Here is a 19,461-nt window from a genome sequence, read left to right as displayed (position 1 = left end):
GTTCACCGCCTCAAAGTTTTCTGCACAAGCTGGTTAGAAATTAACCCCGGATTCTGCCTTCGCCCAGGATTTTCTCCAGGATCTTGTTACCGCGTAAAAGATAAGGGTGGTAAGGAGCACAATGGAACCGACCAACAGAAAACCGGTAACCTGTGAGCCTGTGGACTGCTTCAGCGGGCCCAGGATATAGGTCGGCAGCAAATATCCGCCAAGACCTCCTGCAGCACCGACAATTCCGGTAATGACTCCGATCTCACTGGAGAAACGCTGGGGGATGATCTGAAAGACCGAGCCGTTACCCATCCCGAGGCAGGCCATCATTACACTGGTATAGAGCAGCATCACCAGGAATGAACCCGGCATTGACGCAATGGCAAACGCACATACCGAAATTACACTGTACAAAACAAGCAGGAGGCGCATGCCGCCAATCCGGTCCGCAATCCAGCCGCCTAAAGGCCGGAAGAAGCTGCCCGCGATGACTGTGATGGTAACCAGGTATCCCACCTGAACTTTGGTTAGACCCCCGGAGTGTACGCCGTCGCCATACACATCATAGAAGAAAATGCTCGCATAGTTGGCGAACCCGACAAACCCGCCGAAGGTAATAGCATAGAACATCGAGAACCACCAGGTATCCGCATGCCTGAAGACGCTGAGGTAGTCTTTGAGCGGCTTGGGAGCAGGGGCATTCGGAGCGTCTTTAGCCAATATAGCAAAAACAATCATAACGATCGCCAGCGGAATCAGCGCAAGCCCAAACACACTGTGCCATCCGTAAGCCTGGGCGATCTGCGGTCCGAAAAAAGTGGCCAGCGCGGTTCCGCTGTTCCCTGCGCCGGCAATGCCCATCGCCAGCCCCTGATATTGCGGAGGGTACCAGCGGCTTGCAAGGGAAAGCGATACGGCAAAGCTTGCACCTGCAAAACCGAGCAGGAATCCGATCATATGGATCTGAAGCAGGCTGGTTCCGCCAAGCCAGCCCCACAGAAGAGGGATAATGGTGAGGAACATCCCGATTAGGCCCGCTTTTTTACTGCCAATGCGGTCGGCTAGTATGCCCATCGGAATCCGGAATATCGAGCCGCCGAGGATAGGGATGGCGACCATGGCTGCTTTTTGAGTATCCGATAATCCGAAGTCCTTGGTAATGTAGAGCGATAGAGCTCCGCACAGCACCCAAATCATAAAGCTTACGTCAAAATACAAAAAAGCTGAGAACAAACTCGGGGCATGACCCGCCTTGCGAAAACCTTTGGCTTCCATTGCTGACATCCTCCTTTTTATGAACCCCAAGTAAGGGAATCGGCAAAAAAGGGCCGACTGACAGAACCCGCACTGCGGATTTTGTTAATCGGCCCCATTGCCAATTGCAGCCACATCATCGTGGCTGACTTTATAAGTAGATGTAAGAATACCGGTGCAACAAGCCATCCGAGCCACAGCATTGTGGGGAGAAACCGTTGCATCCTTCGTTGACACAATGTTGTGTCGTTGAAATCTTATATTGTCAATATAAATAGTCACAACACAAATGTCAATAATAATAACATAAAATTTAAAATTTTTAATATCCAGGCACTTTTAATGCGTATTTTAAATTTTTTATGTTATGTATTATGACGTTTATATGTTGATTCTGGTAAGCGGACTTCAGGTTCGGTCGTTTCGAGCTGAAAGCAGGAAGGATTGTTAACGAGGTCTTTATGGGACAGGGAGCGCCAGATTGTATGCATTGGCAGTCTTACCTGGGACACCTTTCTGATTAGCAATGGTGATTAATTGAACTACAGCTCTGTCTTTTTCAAGAGATTCAGGTGTTGCAAAAATGCAATTTACGCAGCATGGGAAAAATATTTTATTTTTTTCTTGATATTTGTAAAATATCTTAAAATGCATTCTGCACGAATTTGTATAATTCGCCGAATATGAAAGGTCACCTCCAGGTTGTTTTAATATCTTTTAAACAAGATGAATGAAATAGTGTGGTTATTTTGCGACTGTTACATCCAATCCGAATAAGAAAAAATTAGAGTTGAATTTCACTTGTCTATTCCAACAAGCTTATAATCATTAAAGAAAAAATGCGCTTAAAAAGAGTGTGTTCAAAAGAGTGAGTCGCAAAAAATCTACAGAAAAAAACCTTGATGTAGAGCTATTTCGGGCCTGTTGACCCGTTCTTTTTTCTGTAATACGATGACATTGCGAAATATTTCACAATAGATTTAAGGCATGCGAAGCAATAGTTTTATTTTTTTAATCAGAAAAGTGAAAATATTCACATATGAGGGAGCAGATTAAATGACAAAAGTAATTTCAGCCGCAAAAGCAGCGGAGCTCATTAAAGATGGAGATACAGTTGCAGCCAGCGGGTTTGGATTATCATGCTGGGCAGAAGAGATGGGAATAGCCATTGAAGATCGCTTCGTGCAAACAGGATTACCGAAGAATTTGACTGTAATGCATGCGAGTGCAGTCGGCAACCGCCGCGACAAAGGAATGAGCCACTTAGGCCATGAGGGATTAATTAAACGATGGATTGGCGGAATTGCAATTGCTTCTCCTGGGATGGCTAAGCTCATCGAAGAAGACAAGTGTGAAGCGTACAATTTGCCCCAAGGTGTAATTACTCAGCTATACCGGGAAATTGCAGCTAAGCGTCCTGGTGTGATTACCAAAGTAGGCATGGAGACGTTCGTAGATCCTCGGGTCGAAGGCGGAAAAATGTCCCCGTCTACGAAGGAAGACATAGTGAAGGTTATTGAATTAGAGGGCGAAGAGTGGTTGTTCTATAAATCCTTCCCTATTAATATCGGCTTGATCCGCGGAACTGTGGCTGATGAGAATGGCAATTTGACTCTTGAAAAAGAAGGCCTGCATATGGAGGTTCTGCCTATCGCTCAGGCTGTCCGCAACTCGGGAGGCATAGTTATCGCCCAGGTAGAGACGGTCGCAAAGTGTGGCACTCTTAATCCTAAAGATGTTAAAGTGCCAGGGATTTTAGTAGATTATATTGTTGTTTCTAAACCGGAAAATCATTACCAGACAGAAAACACTCATTATAATCCGGCATTCTCCGGTCATGTAAAAGTACCTACAGAGTCTATTGAATCCCTACTGCTGGATGAGCGCAAAATCATCTCCCGCCGAACTGCAGTAGAGCTTCAACCGAATACGATCTTGAATCTTGGGGTTGGAATTCCGGTTAATGTTGCAAACATAGCAGCAGAAGAGGGAGTAAGCGACCAACTGATTTTGACAACAGAGGCGGGTTCGATTGGTGGTGTTCCCGCAGGTCTGAAAGACTTCGGTCATGCTTATAACTCTGAAGCTATTGTAGATCATGACTCGCAGTTCGATTTCTATGATGGTGGCGGAATCGATTTATCTGTCCTTGGCTTGGCTCAAACAGACGAGTTCGGGAACGTAAATGTCAGCAAATTTGGAACTCGTGTAACTGGATGCGGCGGGTTTATTAATATCTCTCAAGCTGCCAAAAAGCTTGTGTTCGCAGGTACATTTACAGCTGGCGGGCTAGAGATCAAGGCTGAAGATGGAAAATTGCAAATACTCCAAGAGGGAAAAGTAAAAAAGTTCATTAAGAAGGTGCAACAAATCACGTTCAGCGGTTCATATGCCGCCAAAGTTGGGCAACCCGTTGTATATGTTACTGAGCGCGCAGTATTCGAACTGCAGAATGGAAAAGTTACATTAACTGAAATAGCACCAGGTGTTGACTTGCAAACTCATATTCTGGATCAAATGGAATTTGAACCGGCGATCTCACCAAATCTTAAAGAGATGGATCAAGCCATGTTCCAGGAAAACTGGGGAAAATTGAAGTCTATTATTGCCGCAAAAAATCAGATTTTATTGGAAGTATAGTGATTATTTACTGATTTAATAAACCATGAAAAGGGATGATGTCATGAATGTAAAATTGAATCGTTGGAGGATATTGATTGCATCAACGATCATTAATATCTGTGTAGGTGCAATATACGCATTCAGTATTTTTGCACTGCCATTAACCAAAGTATTTAATGTTACGATGCCGGATATTATGATGGCTTTTACTATTAATGCGGCTATATCTCCAATTCCAATGATCCTGGGAGGGAAATTGGTGGATAAAGGGGGAGCCAAGAAGGCTATATTCATTGGCGGAGCAATGTTTGGGCTTGGATTTATTCTTTCCGGATTGGCAACCGCTCCTTGGATGCTGTATATCACATACGGTGTAATTACCGGAATAGGTCAGGGAATTGTGTATTCAGCTACAATTGGGAACAGCGTTAAGCTGTTCCCGGATAAAAGAGGATTAGCTGCCGGAATTGTTACAGCGGGATATGGCGGTGGTTCCATCGTTATAGCACCTATAGCTAACGCGTTAATTAGCGGCAATGGTGTCCAGCCAGCATTGATCATGCTCGGGGCCGCCTTCTTAGTAGTCATTCTAAGCCTTGCTCTACTCGTTAAAGCATCCCCGGCCGGGTATATCCCTGAAGGCTGGACGCCTCCGGCTGCTGCAGCTTCTAAGGGTGGAGTTAATATAGAGTGGCACGAAATGATAAAGAAGCCATTATTCTATGTGATAGCCTGCCTGTTCTTAATCGGTGCCTTGTCAGGAATGATGGTAACAGCTAATGCTTCTGTAATCGGTCAGAAGATGTTTGGACTTTCGGCCGCAGCCGCAGCACTATATGTAAGTTTATACTCTCTCAGTAACTGCATTGGTCGTGTATTCTGGGGTGCTGTGTCCGATAAAATTGGGCGGGTAAAATGTCTGCTCATTATCTATCTGGTCATTGCGGGCATGATGTTGACTATAGCATTATCTACAACAATAGCCGGATTTGCAGTAGCCATCGTAGGAATTGGCTTATGCTTTGGCGGAACCATGGGAATATTCCCTTCTATTGTCGGTGAGAAATTTGGTATGAAATATTACGGCGTGAACTATGGTGTAACTTTTATCGGTTATTCAGGAGCAGCATTCTTCGGACCGCGAATTGCCGGTAAGGTTGCAGCAGCTAATGACGGAATGTTCACGAATGCTTTTTACATCGCTCTGGTTATCTCCTTGGTTGGTTTTGCCTTAACCTTTGTTTTCAAAGCAATGGAAAAACAACAGCCAAAACCAGAAGCCGCTAAAGCTGCTTAAGAAACTTAGTTACATTAACGATAAAAAACAATCAAAAAATGGAGGTTTATAAGGATGTCGATTACAAAATTATTAGGTATTAAATATCCAATTTTTCAAGGTGGTATGGCTCAAATCGCCGTTTCTCCTCTAGTAGGTGCTGTTTCTAATGCGGGAGGGCTAGGCATTATCGGTTCAGGCGGATTTACTGCTGATCGTCTTCGTGACGAGATTCGTAAGGCAAAAGAAAGCACCAATAAACCCTTCGCTGTAAATTTGATGTTGATGATGAACAATATCCCTGAACTTATTCAAGTCATTATAGAAGAAAATGTGAAGATTGTTACCACGGGTGCAGGCACGCCCGCTCCATACATGAAGACTCTCAAAGAAAATGGCATTATCGTAATTCCGGTAGTCCCTTCTGTAAAAATCGCCAAGAAAATGGAAGCATTAGGTGTTGATGCGATTGTTGCTGAGGGAACAGAAGCGGGCGGACATGTTGGTGAAACAACGACGATGGCTCTGCTGCCTCAAGTAGTTAGTGCGGTTTCCATTCCGGTTATTGGAGCCGGCGGGATTGCGGATGGCCGTGGGGTCGCAGCCGCATTTGCGCTCGGAGCACAGGGTGTTCAGGTTGGAACCCGGTTCCTGGCTACAGTGGAATGCCCTACTCACGAGAACTTCAAACAAGCAGTAATTACAGCAGATGATACGAGCACAACGGTTACTGGCCGCAGCCTGGGTGGTCCTGTAAGAAGTATTAAGAATAGTATGATCGCTGAATTCCTTAGACTTGAAAATGAAAAGGCTTCTCGTGAAGAGTTAGAGAAATTAAGTTTAGGATCTTTGCGCAGAGCCGTATTCGAAGGAGATACGGATACTGGCTCTGTAATGGCAGGACAAATTTGTGGGATGGTCAATGAGATTACCACGGTTGAAGAGATGATTACCACTATGTTTGAAGAGGCGCAAGAAATCCTTGAGAAGCTGGGGAAATTATCAGTTGTTGGTGCATAATTAAAGTGTAATATATATTAGCCAAGTGGTATCATTTACGTAATGATATCATTTGGCTTTTTTTCTAAGTATGAAGTAAGCGTTAATACAACTGTATAGGACTGATAAATTTGACTAAAAGAAATAAAAAATCAGGTAAACGTACGATAGACGAAATTATTGGAGAATTGCCGTCTACTTTATTTGTCACCGATCCAAACGGAAATATATTAATTTCCAATGAATTTACCGCTTTAACCATTGGAGTTCAATTAGAAGAGCTGCTAAAGGCCAACGTCCAGGATTTGGTGAAGGCAGGCTATTATGGTCATTCCATTACGATGGAAGCCATTCAAAGTAAACAAAAAGTATCTAAGAATATCATTACGTCAAGAGGGTTTCATATATTCTCGACAGCTATTCCTATTTTGGATAAGGATGGGGAGGTGCAGCTGGTAGTCACCACTTCAAATGAATTCAAACAGGAACACACCTATTATGAGGCTAATGTACCTGTAACCCAGCAAATCAGCAAGCAATTAGGAGAAGCTGCAGCGGGAAAAGGGAAAGGTATTGTTGCCGAAAGTTTAGCAATGAAACAAATTATTAAAGTCTGCAACCAAATAGCATCCTACGACAGTAAAGTGTTAATATATGGTGAATCCGGAACGGGCAAAGAGGTTATAGCGAAATATATTCATCTAAAGAGTGAAAAGTGGAAGGGTCCCTTCATTGCGATTAACTGCGCAGCTATTGCTCCGGCTGGATTTGAATATGAATTGTTTGGATACGAAAAAGGAGTCTTTGAAGGGCAGGCGGAAGTGAAGACAGGCATGATTGAAATTGCCAATGAAGGGGTTCTATTTCTGGATGAAATTGCGGATTTGCCTCTCGAGATGCAAGCCAAATTATTGCGGGTTCTTGAGAATCAGGAAGTGAGAAGAGTCGGCGGCATCACTAATATACCGATCAATTGTCGTGTTATATCAGCTACTAGCCGGGATCTGTGGAGTATGGTAAAGAAAGGGCTGTTCCGGGAAGATTTATATTATCGGATTAATGTGATCCCGATTCATATTCCTCCGCTTCGCAACCGCAAACTAGACCTTGTAGGATTAATCTCCAGTTTTATAGCCAGCTTCAATCAAATGTATGGTAAGAAATATGTCTTAAGTGCTGAAGAGTTTGATAAGATGCTTAGTCAGCCTTGGCATGGGAATGCGAGAGAGTTAAGGAACTATATCGAAAGACTTGTGGTTACGGAATACATGGGAATTAGCCAACAGGAAGAGGATAATGTTGCGGATTGGTATTCAATAGACCACTTCATAGAAAAGAATAAACATCAGCTGTCTACTCTGAAAGACTTCACTGCAGTAGCAGAGGGGCGTTATATAAAAAAAGTACTGAAAGATTGTTATGGTAACGGAACAGAAGCGGCCAAGAAATTAAGTGTGGACAGATCGGTTATTTACAGAAAGCTAAAGAAAATGGAAGAAGTGCTGGCCCCCAAAACCTTATAACAGCGCAACCTGTCCTGAATGGAACATTATTAAAGTTTGATTCTGGTAATCATAAAATCAAAGGTTTCAGCTCATTTGGGCTGGAGCTTTTTTTTGTTCCAGGGACAGATTGTTCCCGCATGAGCTGCTGCGGTGAAACAAATATGATTTTATATTCGCCTTATTGGAGCTAGAATTTAATGAATCCAAATCCATAAAATTCCGTAATAACAGCTATACCTATTATTTTAATGGAAATGGAGTGAAGTGAATGAATTTGTCAATGTTGCGTAGCGGTCCCGCTTTTTGGACGAGGACAGTGCTTGCCGCTACTCTGATTCTGACTCTGACGGCCCCGATGGTGCATGCGTCTGCCGTTTCCCCTGCGTCTCCTCCTCCGGCATCTGCTAAAGGGCAAGCTAAGCCGCTGACGACAGAGAATGCCGCGGCGTTCCTCAAGCAATTCTTCAGTATGAAAGAGGTAAAAGCGCAGCTTGCCGGTGCGGTTGTCATTGTGGTCAAGGATGGCAAGACGGTGATTGAAGAAGGCTTCGGCTATGCGGACAAGGCCGGTAAAACGGAGGTAGACCCTGATGAAACGGTCTTCCGCATGGCCTCGGTATCCAAAACCTTCACCGCCACTGCCGCTATGCAGCTGGTAGAGCAAGGGAAAATTGATCTGAAAGCGGATTTCCAGACCTATACAGGACCGATTGAATTCGAGAATCCCTTCGGGGTTCCGGTAACGGTGGAGGATTTGCTGACCCATACCACTGGGTTCCGGATTCAGGACCCTCAGCCGGAAGATATCAATGATGATTTCGGGACAAAGGTATCTATTGAGGATTATGTGCTGCAGCACATGCCGCCGGTTGTCCGAGAGCCGGGCACTTCTTACATGTATGACAACTTCGCTTCACTGTTGCTTGGTCTGGTAGTGGAGAAGGCCAGCCGCGAGTCCTATGAGGATTATATGGAGAAGCATGTATTTGCACCGCTGAATATGGATAAAAGCGGCTTCCTGCTGGAAGGCAAGCTGAAGGAAGATCTCGCTACGGCCTATGATGCCGCAGGCAAGGCGCTTGACTTGTATACAGTAACTCCAACCGTCATGCCACATGGAGGCATGCTGTCCACCGCCGATGATATCGGCAAGTTCATGACTGCTTTTCTGAATGGGGGTGTGGCGGGAAATAACCGCATTCTGGCTGAAAGTACAGTAGACTCCATGAAGGAATATCGCTCCTCCATCCACCCGTTGTTGCCGAATACCACCTACGGCTTCGAAGCACCCATGCAGCTTCCCGGTGCCGGCAGCAGCTCCAAGATTATCACCAAGGCAGGCGATTTAATCGGCTTCAGCTCTTATATGTTCCTGATTCCGGAGCAGAATACCGGAGTTTTTATTGCCTATAATCAGCAAAGCGTGCTGCGGGAGCTGTTTTACCCGGCGTTTATCCAGGAATTTTTCCCGCAATATGCCGCACCGGCGAAGCTGGGAACCTTCCAGCCGCTGAGCGCCGAAGCCCTGGATGCGTTCACGGGTTACTATGCGGATCTCCGTCTCAAGAGCCTGGTCTCCACGGTTGCTGTAAAAAATGGTGCGCTTAGCATTAGTGATGCATTGCTGGGCACCCGCCAGCTGCGTCAGGTGGACGATAATTTGTTCATTGATGCGCTTACCAAGAAATTTACTGGCTTTGAAATGACTTCGGGCGGACAAGGCGCCTATCTGAAAGAACCGTACCTCAATCCTTACAGCTATGAGCAAAAAGGGCCGGATGGTGTGGGTTATGCCGATGTCACCGCGAGCCATCCGTATGCGACCCCGGTTATGATGCTGCAGTCGCTGGGCTATCTGCCGAATGATGCGGCGCTCAGCTTTCAGCCTGAGGCGGGAACTACACGTGCCGAGTATGTGCGGTTGATGCTGGAGAGCAGCAATATAAAAGAGAGCAAGACAGAGAAGCTGGCATTCCCTGATCTGCAGGGTCATCCTGATGCCGCATATGTACAGATGGCCGTTGAACTCGGAATGGTTCAAGGAACGCCAGGCGGAGAGTTCCAGCCTGACCGGGTCATTTCCCGCCAGGAGGCGGCGGTAATGGTGTGGAAACTGCTCAGCGCACAGTACCCGGATGAGCTGTTCAAAGATGTGAAGCTGGCCGGCAAAACGGATAAATGGGCGGTTCCGGCAGTGAGGATGGCCGTGGCTTTGGGACTGTACGGACCTGACATCAAGGCTAATGCCAAGGGGGCTGTTGATTTCAAGTCCAGAGATGCGCTGAGCAAAAAGGAGAATGCTGCAATTCTGTATGCTCTGTTCACGAATCCGATCAATCAGATCGTTGCCGGACTGACGGAGAAGTCCGGGGAAGCGGGCAACTGAGAGGGCGGACAGCGACAGGAGTTCATATATCTAGTTCAACTTAATAAGCCCCCTTATGAAATGGAAAAAAGGGAGATTGCGCCCGATGAATATATTGGGCTGTACTACAAAAAGCAGAGCCTGCAGACATTGTCCGCAGGCTCTACTTTTTAAGAATTTTGGGGGACGGTCTAACGGCCGCCTTTTTTTATTTCTTTTCTCCGCCCTCGGCATGGAGCTTGGCGATTAGCTTATCGCCCTCGACATCAAGGTTGGGAAGCAGACGATCCAGCCATTTCGGAAGCCACCAGGCTTTGTCTCCGAAGATCGCCATTACGGCCGGAACGAGCGTCATACGGATGATGAAGGCATCGATCAGGATACCGAAGGCCAGCGCGAAGCCGATCTGCTTAATCATCGCGTCAGGTGCGAAGATAAAGCCGGCGAAGACGGAAACCATGATTATGCCTGCTGCAAGTACGACGCGGCTGGCGAGATCATAGCCATGAACGACGCTGTCGTTGCCACGGCGTCCGTGGACGTAAGCCTCGCGCATGGAGCTGACCAGGAACACTTGATAGTCCATCGCCAGCCCGTACAGAATGCCGGTGACCAGAATCGGCATGAAGCTGAGCAGCGGACCCCCGGTGTCAAAACCGAACAGGGAGTGCAGCCATCCCCACTGGTACACGGCTGTGGTAAGGCCGAAGGTGGCGAGCACGCTGAGAATAAAGCCAACTGTCGCTTTGATCGGAACGATGACCGACCTGAAAACGAGCAGCAGGATGATTAACGACAGAATTACGATGATGCCAATATAAATTGGGAAAGCATCGGAAAGCTTGGAGGACATATCAATATTAATGGCGGTGAAGCCGGTCACGCCAAGCTTAACATCATTCCCGGATGCGAGGCCGGAAGCGGGATCGCGCAGATCCTGTACCAGATCTCTTGTCGCTGTATCTGTCGGGCCGGTTTTTGGAATTAGACTGATAATGGCGATATCTCCGGTCGCATTGACACCCATTGGGGACACCAGCGTGACGTTATCATGCATTTGCAGCTCCTGAACCAGCTTGCCCAGGGTCTGCATAGAAATCTTGTCGGCCGGGTTGTTCGGCTGGGCCACCAGCAGCAGTGGTCCGTTGAAGCCTTCGCCGAAGCCCTTGGAGATAATGTCATAGCTCTGGCGTGCCGGGGTGTCCAGGTTCGCCGAGGCACCGGACGGAATACCCAGCTCCATTTTTGTTACCGGGATCGCCGCTGTTCCAAGACCCAGAACCACCAGAATAATGATGATCCAGCGGTATTTCACGGTAGCGTTCGCCCAGCGGTGTGAGAACCCGTGGCGGGCTTTGTTAACGGAAGCAACGTTTTTGGAGCGGGCCTTAGCGGTGCAGATCCGTTCACCCACCAGACCCAGCAGCGCAGGCAGCAGGGTCAGCGCCAGCAGGACGTTGATCAGAACGCTGACAGCGGCCACTAGAGCCATGGTTGACAGGAAGCCAATGCCGATGACCAGCATGCCGCATAGGGCGATGATAACGGTTAGTCCGGCGAAAAATACTGCGCTGCCGGCGGTACCTAATGCCCGGCTTGCTGCTTCGCCGGCGCTTAATTTCTCATCGAGAATCAACCGTCGCTGCCGGTTGACGATGAACAGCGAGTAGTCGATGCCGACAGCCAGACCGATCATAACGGCGAGAATCGGCGTGATGTCATTCATCTGGATGATGCTTGAGAGGGCAAACGCTCCGCCGACGCTGATCCCGACGCCAAGGAGTGCGGTGATCAGCGGCAGCCCTGCGGCAACGACCGAGCCAAGCGTAATAAACAGTACAATGGCTGCGACGACGACGCCTACCGCTTCTGTCGATCCGATCGACGGAATACTCTTCAGCGAATCGCTCGGAATGGCTGTGATGCCAGAGCCTGCCTGCTCGACTTCGGTCACAGTGTTGATGATGTTATCCGGTACGGAAGATGGCAGCGACGTCTGCTGAACAGTGAATTGAAACTGGAACAGGGCGATGCTGCCGTCGGCGGATAACATGACGCCGGGAACCGGAACACCGTCAGCCAACAGCGGTCCGTAAGGAGCTGCCTGAGCTGTAGCAGCCGCTTGACCCGTTGCGGCCGAAGGGTCTGCAGTGGCAGATTGACCACTGGCAACAGCTTGTCCCGCAGCATCAGTCTGACCCGTAGCTGCCGAAGGATCAGCAGTGGCAGATTGACCACCGGCAGCGGCTTGACCCGCAGCGTCAGTCTGTCCCGTAGCGGCTGACGGGTTTGCTCCTGTAGCTTGTCCCGCAGCAGCGGCGGCTTGAGCAGCCAGCTCGGCCGGGTTGATAATATACTCCATATTATAGACATCATTGATAGCCTTCAGAATCAGCGCTGTCCGCTCCGGCGTGTCCAGCCGTTCTCCGGCAGGCGCGGTGAAGGCGACGCTCGCCTGGCCGCCGGCAGCAGCAGGAAGCTCTTCAGCCAGCATATCCAGAACTTTTTGCGATTCCGTGCCTTCAATTTTCATTTCGGAGCTGGATTGGATGCCATTGACGCCTAGCAGGGCACCTACAACACCGAGAATAAGAATCCAGGCCGTAAGGAAATACCATGGTTTGGAATAAGCCGATTTTCCCAATCGGTATAGAAATGTTGACATGTAATGGTTTCTCCTTTTTATCTCTGGTTTAGAAGCCGTTGCGTAAATAAGCAAACATGGAATTCAAATATTGATCGAACGACAATGCACCGGTGTGTTCATCCTGTGACTCGCCCGGCAGCAGCACGTTTAGCCGTCCGTCCAGAATTGGCACGAACGCTCCATAGACAGCACCCGCAAGAAGATGGGTATATCCGTCCGCATAACGTCCATGAGAGAACTGCTCGAGCGTCTGCTGTGCTGCGATCTGTAAACGGCGGAATACGCTGAGGATATAAGGCTCCAGCGAAGGGTACTGATTAGCAAGTGATACGAACTGGCGTAATTGATACAGAAACTCGGAAGTAAACTGCAGCTTCAGCAATTTGTACAAGGCATCCAGTGGTGTTGCATCCGGAGCCAAGCCTGTTAGCAGTATGTTCTTGTCCTCTTTTGAAATGTTGCCCATAAAATACTCTGCTACCGCCTCCTCTTTGCACGAGAAGTAATTGGCAAAGGTCCGCCGGGAGTAGCCGGCCTTCTGGACAACATCATCGACAATGAAGCCGTCCATACCCAACTCAAGTGCAAGCTCGAAGGCGGATTGGGATAAGGCATAAGCTGTGGCTTCCTTCTTTTTATCGCGCAATGTCGGCTTGGGGTTCAAGTTCCAAGCGACCTCCTTTCTTGAGTACAGAGGATGCTCTGCCCTCTATTTGCTATTTCTATATTATTGCCCAAAGAGCAAAATTGCACAATGGGCAATTATTTGCGGAATATGAGCTTCTTGAAACCATAATGAACAAAACATGTCGAAAGATAACTTTCGCATGTTTTGTTGTCTAAAGGGCTGCCCAAAAGGGCAGATTCTCCGTGCCCCTTTGGACGATGGCAGAAGGTCTCCCGGTCTATAAGATAAAGGCATAGAGAAAAACATCTAGCATAGAGGAGACGATACTGAAATGGCAAAATTATTATACCGGCTGGGGTTTTGGTCGGCGAAGAACCGGATTAAAGTCCTGCTGGGAAGCATTACACTTTTGGTGGCAGCAGCTATTGTGGCACTTTCGATGGGTATCCATTTTGGTGAGGAAACCTCCATTCCCGGACTTGCCTCGCAAAAAACACTGGAGGTTATGGAAAAGGAATTTCCAAACCCGCAGGGTGACCTCGGGAAAACCCAATTGGTGCTAAAGGCTCCCGGCAATGAAACGTTATCCTCTGAAGCAGCACAGCAGCTAATTGCGGAGAAGCTTAAGGAAGTGGCAGCGGATCAGGAGGTAGCTTCGGTTGTAAGTCCGTATGATAACCATTCATTGAATGCGGACAGCAGCATTGGCTATGCCACAATTACGTATAAAGTGCCAGGTGACGAAGTTACAGAGGCATCGAAGGATTCAGTTACCGAGATTGCAGAAGGCCTGCGGGATGCCGGCTGGCAGGCCGAATTGATCGGCGACGGGTACGTAAAAATGGCAACCAGCAGTCCGGCCGAAGCACTTGGGGTATTGGTGGCCTTGGTAATCCTTGCAGTTGCTCTTGGTTCTATCCTTACCGGCGCTTTACCGATTTTAACAGCGGCTTTAGGCCTTGGCTTTGGTATTATGCTGATTATTATCGGAACGAGTATGTTGGACATTCCGTCGTTTGCTTTATCGCTGGCCGGTATGCTTGGACTGGCTGTCGGCATCGATTATGCATTATTCATTATCGCCAGATACCGCCAGCAGCTTGCCGAAGGCTATGAAAGACGGGAAGCAATCGCCATTGCGAATGGAACAGCCGGGAGTGCAGTGGTGTTTGCTGGAATAACAGTTATTATTGCTCTGCTCGGCTTTTCCTTTGTGGGCGTACCGTTCCTTAGTGCTATGGGCATGGCAGGCGCGCTATGTGTATTCACTGCTATATTGATGACGATATTTGTGGTGCCGGCAATACTAGAATTAATGGGAGGTAAAATCAAAGCACCGGTCAAGCGTTCCAAGGGCTCAGAAAGCAAGCAGAAGCCGGCAGGCCGCGGGAATATGTGGGGAAGATTTGTTACCGGGCAGCCTTTAGTGGCTGTAGTACTGGGTGTTGCGCTGTTGGCAACCATTGCTCTGCCATTCTTCCACATGGAGACGGGCCTTGGGAATGACGGTCATAAATCGCCGGATAAAACCGAGCGCCGGGCCTACGACCTCCTAAGTGAAGCCTACGGTGAAGGGTATCATGGACCGTTAGTAATATTGGCAGAAACAGATGGCGGGGAAGCGGCTGCCGCCAATCTTAATAAAGTGATTGAAGAAGTGAAGACCTACCCCAACGTCGTTATGGTAAACCCGCCGGTGACTGGACCATCCGGAAAAGTGTCGCTGATTACCGTCATGCCGGCAACGGGACCCAATGATTCAGAAACCTTAGACCTTGTGCATCTGATTCGTGATAAGGCTTCGGAAATAGAGCAGCAGGATCATGTCAAAATTGGGGTAACCGGCAGTACTGCTGTCAATATTGATATCACTCAGAAGTTGAATCAGGCCTTGCCTAAATTTTGCCTGATCATTGTTGGTTTGGCCTTTGTACTGCTAATGCTGGTGTTCCGTTCGATTCTGGTTCCGATCAAGGCAGTGCTCGGCTTCATTCTGTCGCTCGGTGCGACCTTGGGATTTGTCACCTATGTTGTTCAGGATGGTCATTTCCAAAAGCTGTTCGGATTCTATGCGGAAGCGCCGGTGTTCAATTTCCTGCCGATCATTGTAGTTGGTGTTCTGTTCGGCCTGGCGATGGACTATGAAGTGTTTCTGGTCAGCCGGATGCGTGAGGAGTTCAAGAAGAGTGGAGATGCCAAGAAGTCTGTTCTTGCCGGTATGCACCACAGTGGCGGAGTCGTAACCGCAGCAGGACTTATCATGGTTGCCGTCTTTACCGGATTCATTCTGGCAGAGGAGCCTATGGTCAAAGTCATGGGACTGGCGCTCGCCTTTGGGGTTCTGTTTGATGCCTTTGTAGTCCGGATGTTGATTGTTCCTGGTCTTATGACCCTGCTTGGGAAGTCGGCCTGGTATTTTCCAAAGTGGCTGGACCGGCTGCTTCCCAACCTGGATGTGGAGGGTGAGGAAGTTATGAAGGAAGTAGAACAGAAACAGCTGAAATTTGTGAAGGAAGCTAATATCAGATTCTTGGCTGAACCCTTAGAATAAGCTGGTTTAAGAAGCGGCAGCCGTTGATTAGTACAATATTCAATGACTGCCGCATTATTATCCATAAATCGTTAAGAAACTGGGGGAGGTTGCAGTGAGGATAGGCGTTATTGGGGTGGGGTATGCGGGATTGGTGTACGGTGCAGTAATTCATTGGCAAAGAGGTGTTGCTCCATGACCCGCCTTTCAGTGGTCGCACCTGTCTATAACGAAGAGGGTAATATTTACGATCTTTACTTAAGCATCACGAACGCGTTGAAAGAGAAAGTGGAAAGTTATGAAATAGTGCTGGTGAATGATGGCAGCAGAGATCGAAGTGCTGTCCTGCTGAATGAAATCGCCCAGATGGATGAGGCGGTAAAGGTCATTCATTTTGAGAAAAACTATGGGCAAACGGCTGCGGTCTGGGCCGGAATTAAGCGCTCTACAGGCGAATTAATCGCCCTTATGGATGCAGACCTCCAGACAGATCCCCGGGATATCTTCAGACTGATGCCATTTATTGAGAGGATCGATTTTGTAAATGGAAAACGGGTGGATCGCAAAGAACCCATGCTGAAGAAAATATCTTTGCGGCTCGGAAATAGAATTCGCAATTGGATCACCGGAGATTCGATTTATGATACAGACTGCCCTATGAAACTCTTCACCCGGGAGGTGGCAGACAGCTTTCATTTATACAATGGAATGCACCGTTTTCTGCCGACACTCGCAAAGATGAATGGATTCTCAGTCCTTGAAGTCACGGTAACCCATCAGAGAAGGAAATACAGCGTATCTAAATATGGGATTTTGAAGGAGGGGTGCACAGGTTTTATGGATGCCATGGTCATCGGCTGGCTCAAAAAGAGAGGGATTCTGTACCATGTTAAAGGAGGAAATTAAGATAAAATTACACAATAAAGTAGCGGTTGTTACAGGTGCAGCGTCAGGGGTAGGCCGGGCGATAGCGGAATTGTATGCCAAGGAAGGTGCCATGGTTGTGGTGGCCGATCTTAACGGGGATGTGGTCTCTGAGGTCGTGGACGGAATCAATCTGGCCGGAGGGGCAGCCGTGGGCATCGTTGCTAGGAACTCAGCGCAGTGAGGCGGTTGAGCCTATAGAAATTGCGACCGTTGCCCTTTTCCTTGCCTCGAGGATTCCAAGTTTGTCAACGGAACTGTGATTGCGGCAGATGGTGGCTGGACGGCGTATTAACCCATAGCACGCTCAATGAATACTCGTAAGCAAAGGTTAAGAGGCATTGATGGAGATTTCCATGCAATGTCTCTTTGTGTATTATGAGGAGTTCAGCCACACTGCCCAAAAGGGCAAATATCATTTGCCCTTTTGGACGGTGTGGAAAGTCTTACAACATTATAGAATTAAAAGAAGTGGAAAATTATAAAGTTAGGGATGCTTTTACATGTATTTAATAGAGGATTACAGCAGAATGCAGTTAGGTTAAAATAAAACTTACGGATCAGAGAGACGATCAGGGGGAGGACCATTGAACAATAAAAAAAACGGAATGCAGGATATTAGTGAATTATTCGCTTCAAGGCTGCCGACTTTGATTTGGGTGTCAATCGTTTATGCAGGAACAATAATACTGCAATTTCTCAAGGAGCCTTTGATTTTAGAAGGTGCTGTATTTACAGGCTTGTTTACAGTTCATGGATTATTACACTGGAATTCCCACAGAGTCACTCACAATAAATTTTGGCTGTATTTCTCAATTCAAGCGGCTTTAATTTATTTGTGTGCGATTTTAATGCGAGATGGTTATCAGGCGGTTTTAATCGGACTGCTGCCTATACTGATAGCTCAGAGCCTCAGTCTTTCCTTCCGGGTGAAGAGAGCAGTATTCGTTTCACTTATCAGTATTGTGGTATTTTTTGATTCCGCTTTGACTGTTGGAGATTCCGGTGAACTTATCTTATTTCTTCCTATATTTATTCTGATGCTGATTATTGTGCTGGCTTATGCAATATTGTTCTTCAAGCAGGTCCAAGAGCGGCTCAGAATTCAGAGCTTTCTGGAGGATCTGAGAGAAGCCCATGAGAAGGTGGAGGAGTTAACCCTTGCGAATGAACGCCAGCGTATGGCCCGGGATTTGCATGATACACTGGCACAAGGGGTTGCCGGACTCATTATGCAGCTCGAAGCCGCAGATGCTCATATGTCACAGAATCATGCGGAGCGGGCGCAGGGAATTATCAGGCAGTCGATGCAGCATGCACGCCGGACATTGGCCGAAGCCCGGAGAGCGATTGACAATCTGCGCTTGAAATCAGCACCCGAGATTGATTTCAAGGAGGCCATTGGCGATGAAATTGAACATTTTAATGACGCCACCGGGATCCTTGTATCCACGGAATATCATTTGAACAAGCGGTTGTCCAGATTGCTGATGGAACATAGCCTGCATATCATTAAAGAATGTCTGACCAATATTGCCCGCCATGCAAAGGCTGATAAAGTATGGGTTGTGGTTTCCACGCAATACGACAGGCTGATTATTGAGATTAGGGATAATGGCATTGGATTTAAAACAGATGATATTGGCAAGGATGCCGGACACTATGGGTTGCTGGGAATTAAAGAGCGGGTAAGACTAATTGGAGGAGAGATTAACGTGGACAGTAACTCAGAAGGAACCCGCATTAAGCTGGAGACACCTTTCATTGAAGGAGAACTTACATGAATGTATACAAAATTCTGATTGTAGACGATCACTTTGTAGTCCGGGAAGGATTAAAGCTGATTCTGGAGACAAGTGAGCAGTTTCAAATGGTTGGTGAAGCCGGGAACGGTTCAGAGGCACTGCAATTGATCAAGGAGCTGCAGCCAGACGTGATTCTGATGGATTTGAATATGCCAGTTATGGGCGGCCTGGATACGATGAAGGAGTTAAGGAACCAAGGATGCACGATTCCGGTAATAATTCTCACAACCTATAACGAAGACGATCTAATGATCAGTGGCCTGGCCATGGGGGCGAAAGGATATTTGTTGAAAGATACCAGCCGTGAGAATCTGTTCAGAAACATTGAGTCGGCAGTACGTGGAGAAACCTTGCTCTCCGCCGATATTATGGAACGGGTAATTGCAGTCAAGTCGCAGCAGAAAGCTCCAATTCCTCTGAAACATGAAGCCAATCGCTTGACTGACAAAGAAATATTCATCCTGCAGTCTGTCGCCAAGGGGTTCAAAAGCAAAGTAATTGCCTTTGATATGGGAATCTCCGAGCGTACCGTAAAAGCACATTTAACGACCATTTACAATAAGCTTGGAGTAGATTCACGTTCGCAGGCGGTTGCCGTTGCACTGGAGCGGGGGATTTTGGAAATGTAAGATCGGGTTGTCCTGCAACTATGGTGATGATCAGAAAGTGATTGAAGTCAAATTCAGAATTAATTACCCTTCAGAGAGGGAGTACTCTTCACCTTCCACCAAATCCTTGTAATCAGCGCTCCATTCTCCGCCGTGTTCACTGTTCGGATTCACCCATTGCTTGTTTCCGTACCAGGCCCCTGCTTCCAGTACCAGCACTTTCAGCCCCGCTTCTCCAAGCTCATTAGCCGCAACGGCACCTCCGCCGCCGGACCCGATAACAATTACATCAGCATCGAACATGGGC

12 protein-coding genes and 2 pseudogenes are annotated in these 19,461 nt (G+C 47.6%); 10 read left to right on the top strand and 4 right to left on the bottom strand.

Annotated features, from left to right (window positions below; all coding sequences use genetic code 11):
- Positions 1 to 33 precede the first annotated feature (33 nt).
- Complete coding sequence (locus NST99_RS25035; RefSeq protein ID WP_341095228.1) at positions 34 to 1,266, bottom strand: nitrate/nitrite transporter; 1,233 nt, start codon at positions 1,264 to 1,266, stop codon at positions 34 to 36.
- 1,035 nt (positions 1,267 to 2,301) lie between these two features.
- Between NST99_RS25035 and NST99_RS25030 the strand changes: the two genes are divergently transcribed.
- The 5 genes from NST99_RS25030 (at position 2,302) to NST99_RS25010 (ending at position 10,033) form a co-directional block, all read left to right on the top strand.
- Positions 2,302 to 3,885, top strand: a complete 1,584-nt coding sequence (locus NST99_RS25030) for an acyl CoA:acetate/3-ketoacid CoA transferase (protein ID WP_341095226.1) — start codon at positions 2,302 to 2,304, stop codon at positions 3,883 to 3,885.
- A 43-nt stretch (positions 3,886 to 3,928) separates the two neighbouring features.
- The gene (locus NST99_RS25025; RefSeq protein WP_341095224.1) at positions 3,929 to 5,164 is read left to right on the top strand and encodes an L-lactate MFS transporter; all 1,236 of its coding nucleotides are present in this window, start codon (positions 3,929 to 3,931) and stop codon (positions 5,162 to 5,164) included.
- A 54-nt stretch (positions 5,165 to 5,218) separates the two neighbouring features.
- A complete protein-coding gene (locus NST99_RS25020) occupies positions 5,219 to 6,163 on the top strand; it encodes a DUF561 domain-containing protein (protein ID WP_340897038.1) in 945 nt (314 codons plus the stop codon).
- A gap of 110 nt (positions 6,164 to 6,273) precedes the next feature.
- On the top strand, positions 6,274 to 7,665 hold the full coding sequence (locus NST99_RS25015; protein WP_341095221.1) for a sigma-54 interaction domain-containing protein: 1,392 nt from the start codon (positions 6,274 to 6,276) through the stop codon (positions 7,663 to 7,665).
- Between the two features lie 250 nt (positions 7,666 to 7,915).
- The gene (locus NST99_RS25010) at positions 7,916 to 10,033 is read left to right on the top strand and encodes a serine hydrolase (protein WP_341095219.1); all 2,118 of its coding nucleotides are present in this window, start codon (positions 7,916 to 7,918) and stop codon (positions 10,031 to 10,033) included.
- A 187-nt stretch (positions 10,034 to 10,220) separates the two neighbouring features.
- Here NST99_RS25010 and NST99_RS25005 read toward each other — a convergent pair whose 3' ends face one another.
- On the bottom strand, positions 10,221 to 12,677 hold the full coding sequence (locus NST99_RS25005; RefSeq protein WP_341095216.1) for an MMPL family transporter: 2,457 nt from the start codon (positions 12,675 to 12,677) through the stop codon (positions 10,221 to 10,223).
- A 28-nt stretch (positions 12,678 to 12,705) separates the two neighbouring features.
- Positions 12,706 to 13,323 (bottom strand): TetR/AcrR family transcriptional regulator, encoded by a 618-nt coding sequence (locus tag NST99_RS25000; protein ID WP_341095214.1) that lies wholly within the window; start codon positions 13,321 to 13,323, stop codon positions 12,706 to 12,708.
- A 295-nt stretch (positions 13,324 to 13,618) separates the two neighbouring features.
- Between NST99_RS25000 and NST99_RS24995 the strand changes: the two genes are divergently transcribed.
- The 5 genes and pseudogenes from NST99_RS24995 to NST99_RS24975 all read left to right on the top strand — a co-directional run bounded on the left by NST99_RS24995 (position 13,619) and on the right by NST99_RS24975 (position 19,175).
- Positions 13,619 to 15,838: an MMPL family transporter gene (locus tag NST99_RS24995; RefSeq protein ID WP_341095212.1), complete on the top strand. Its 2,220-nt coding sequence runs from the start codon at positions 13,619 to 13,621 to the stop codon at positions 15,836 to 15,838.
- 174 nt (positions 15,839 to 16,012) lie between these two features.
- Positions 16,013 to 16,723, top strand: coding sequence for a glycosyltransferase family 2 protein (locus NST99_RS24990; RefSeq protein ID WP_341095211.1), 711 nt, complete (start codon positions 16,013 to 16,015; stop codon positions 16,721 to 16,723).
- A pseudogene (locus NST99_RS24985) lies at positions 16,704 to 16,842 on the top strand (SDR family NAD(P)-dependent oxidoreductase); the annotation flags it as partial. The gene NST99_RS24990 and the pseudogene NST99_RS24985, both read left to right, overlap by 20 nt.
- A 750-nt stretch (positions 16,843 to 17,592) precedes the next feature.
- Entirely contained in the window at positions 17,593 to 18,525 is a 933-nt protein-coding gene (locus NST99_RS24980; protein WP_341095208.1) for a sensor histidine kinase, read from the top strand.
- Positions 18,522 to 19,175, top strand: a complete 654-nt coding sequence (locus tag NST99_RS24975; protein WP_341095207.1) for a response regulator transcription factor — start codon at positions 18,522 to 18,524, stop codon at positions 19,173 to 19,175. Before NST99_RS24980 ends, NST99_RS24975 begins: the two co-directional genes overlap by 4 nt.
- A gap of 90 nt (positions 19,176 to 19,265) precedes the next feature.
- Here the strand turns inward: NST99_RS24975 and NST99_RS24970 are convergent.
- A pseudogene (locus tag NST99_RS24970) lies at positions 19,266 to 19,457 on the bottom strand (FAD-binding protein); the annotation flags it as partial.
- Positions 19,458 to 19,461: the final 4 nt, after the last annotated feature.

Source organism: Paenibacillus sp. FSL L8-0470, from assembly GCF_038008625.1.
GTDB lineage: Bacteria > Bacillota > Bacilli > Paenibacillales > Paenibacillaceae > Paenibacillus_AQ.
Note: the sequence above shows the minus strand (reverse complement) of the source record. Positions and strands in the feature narration are given on the sequence as shown.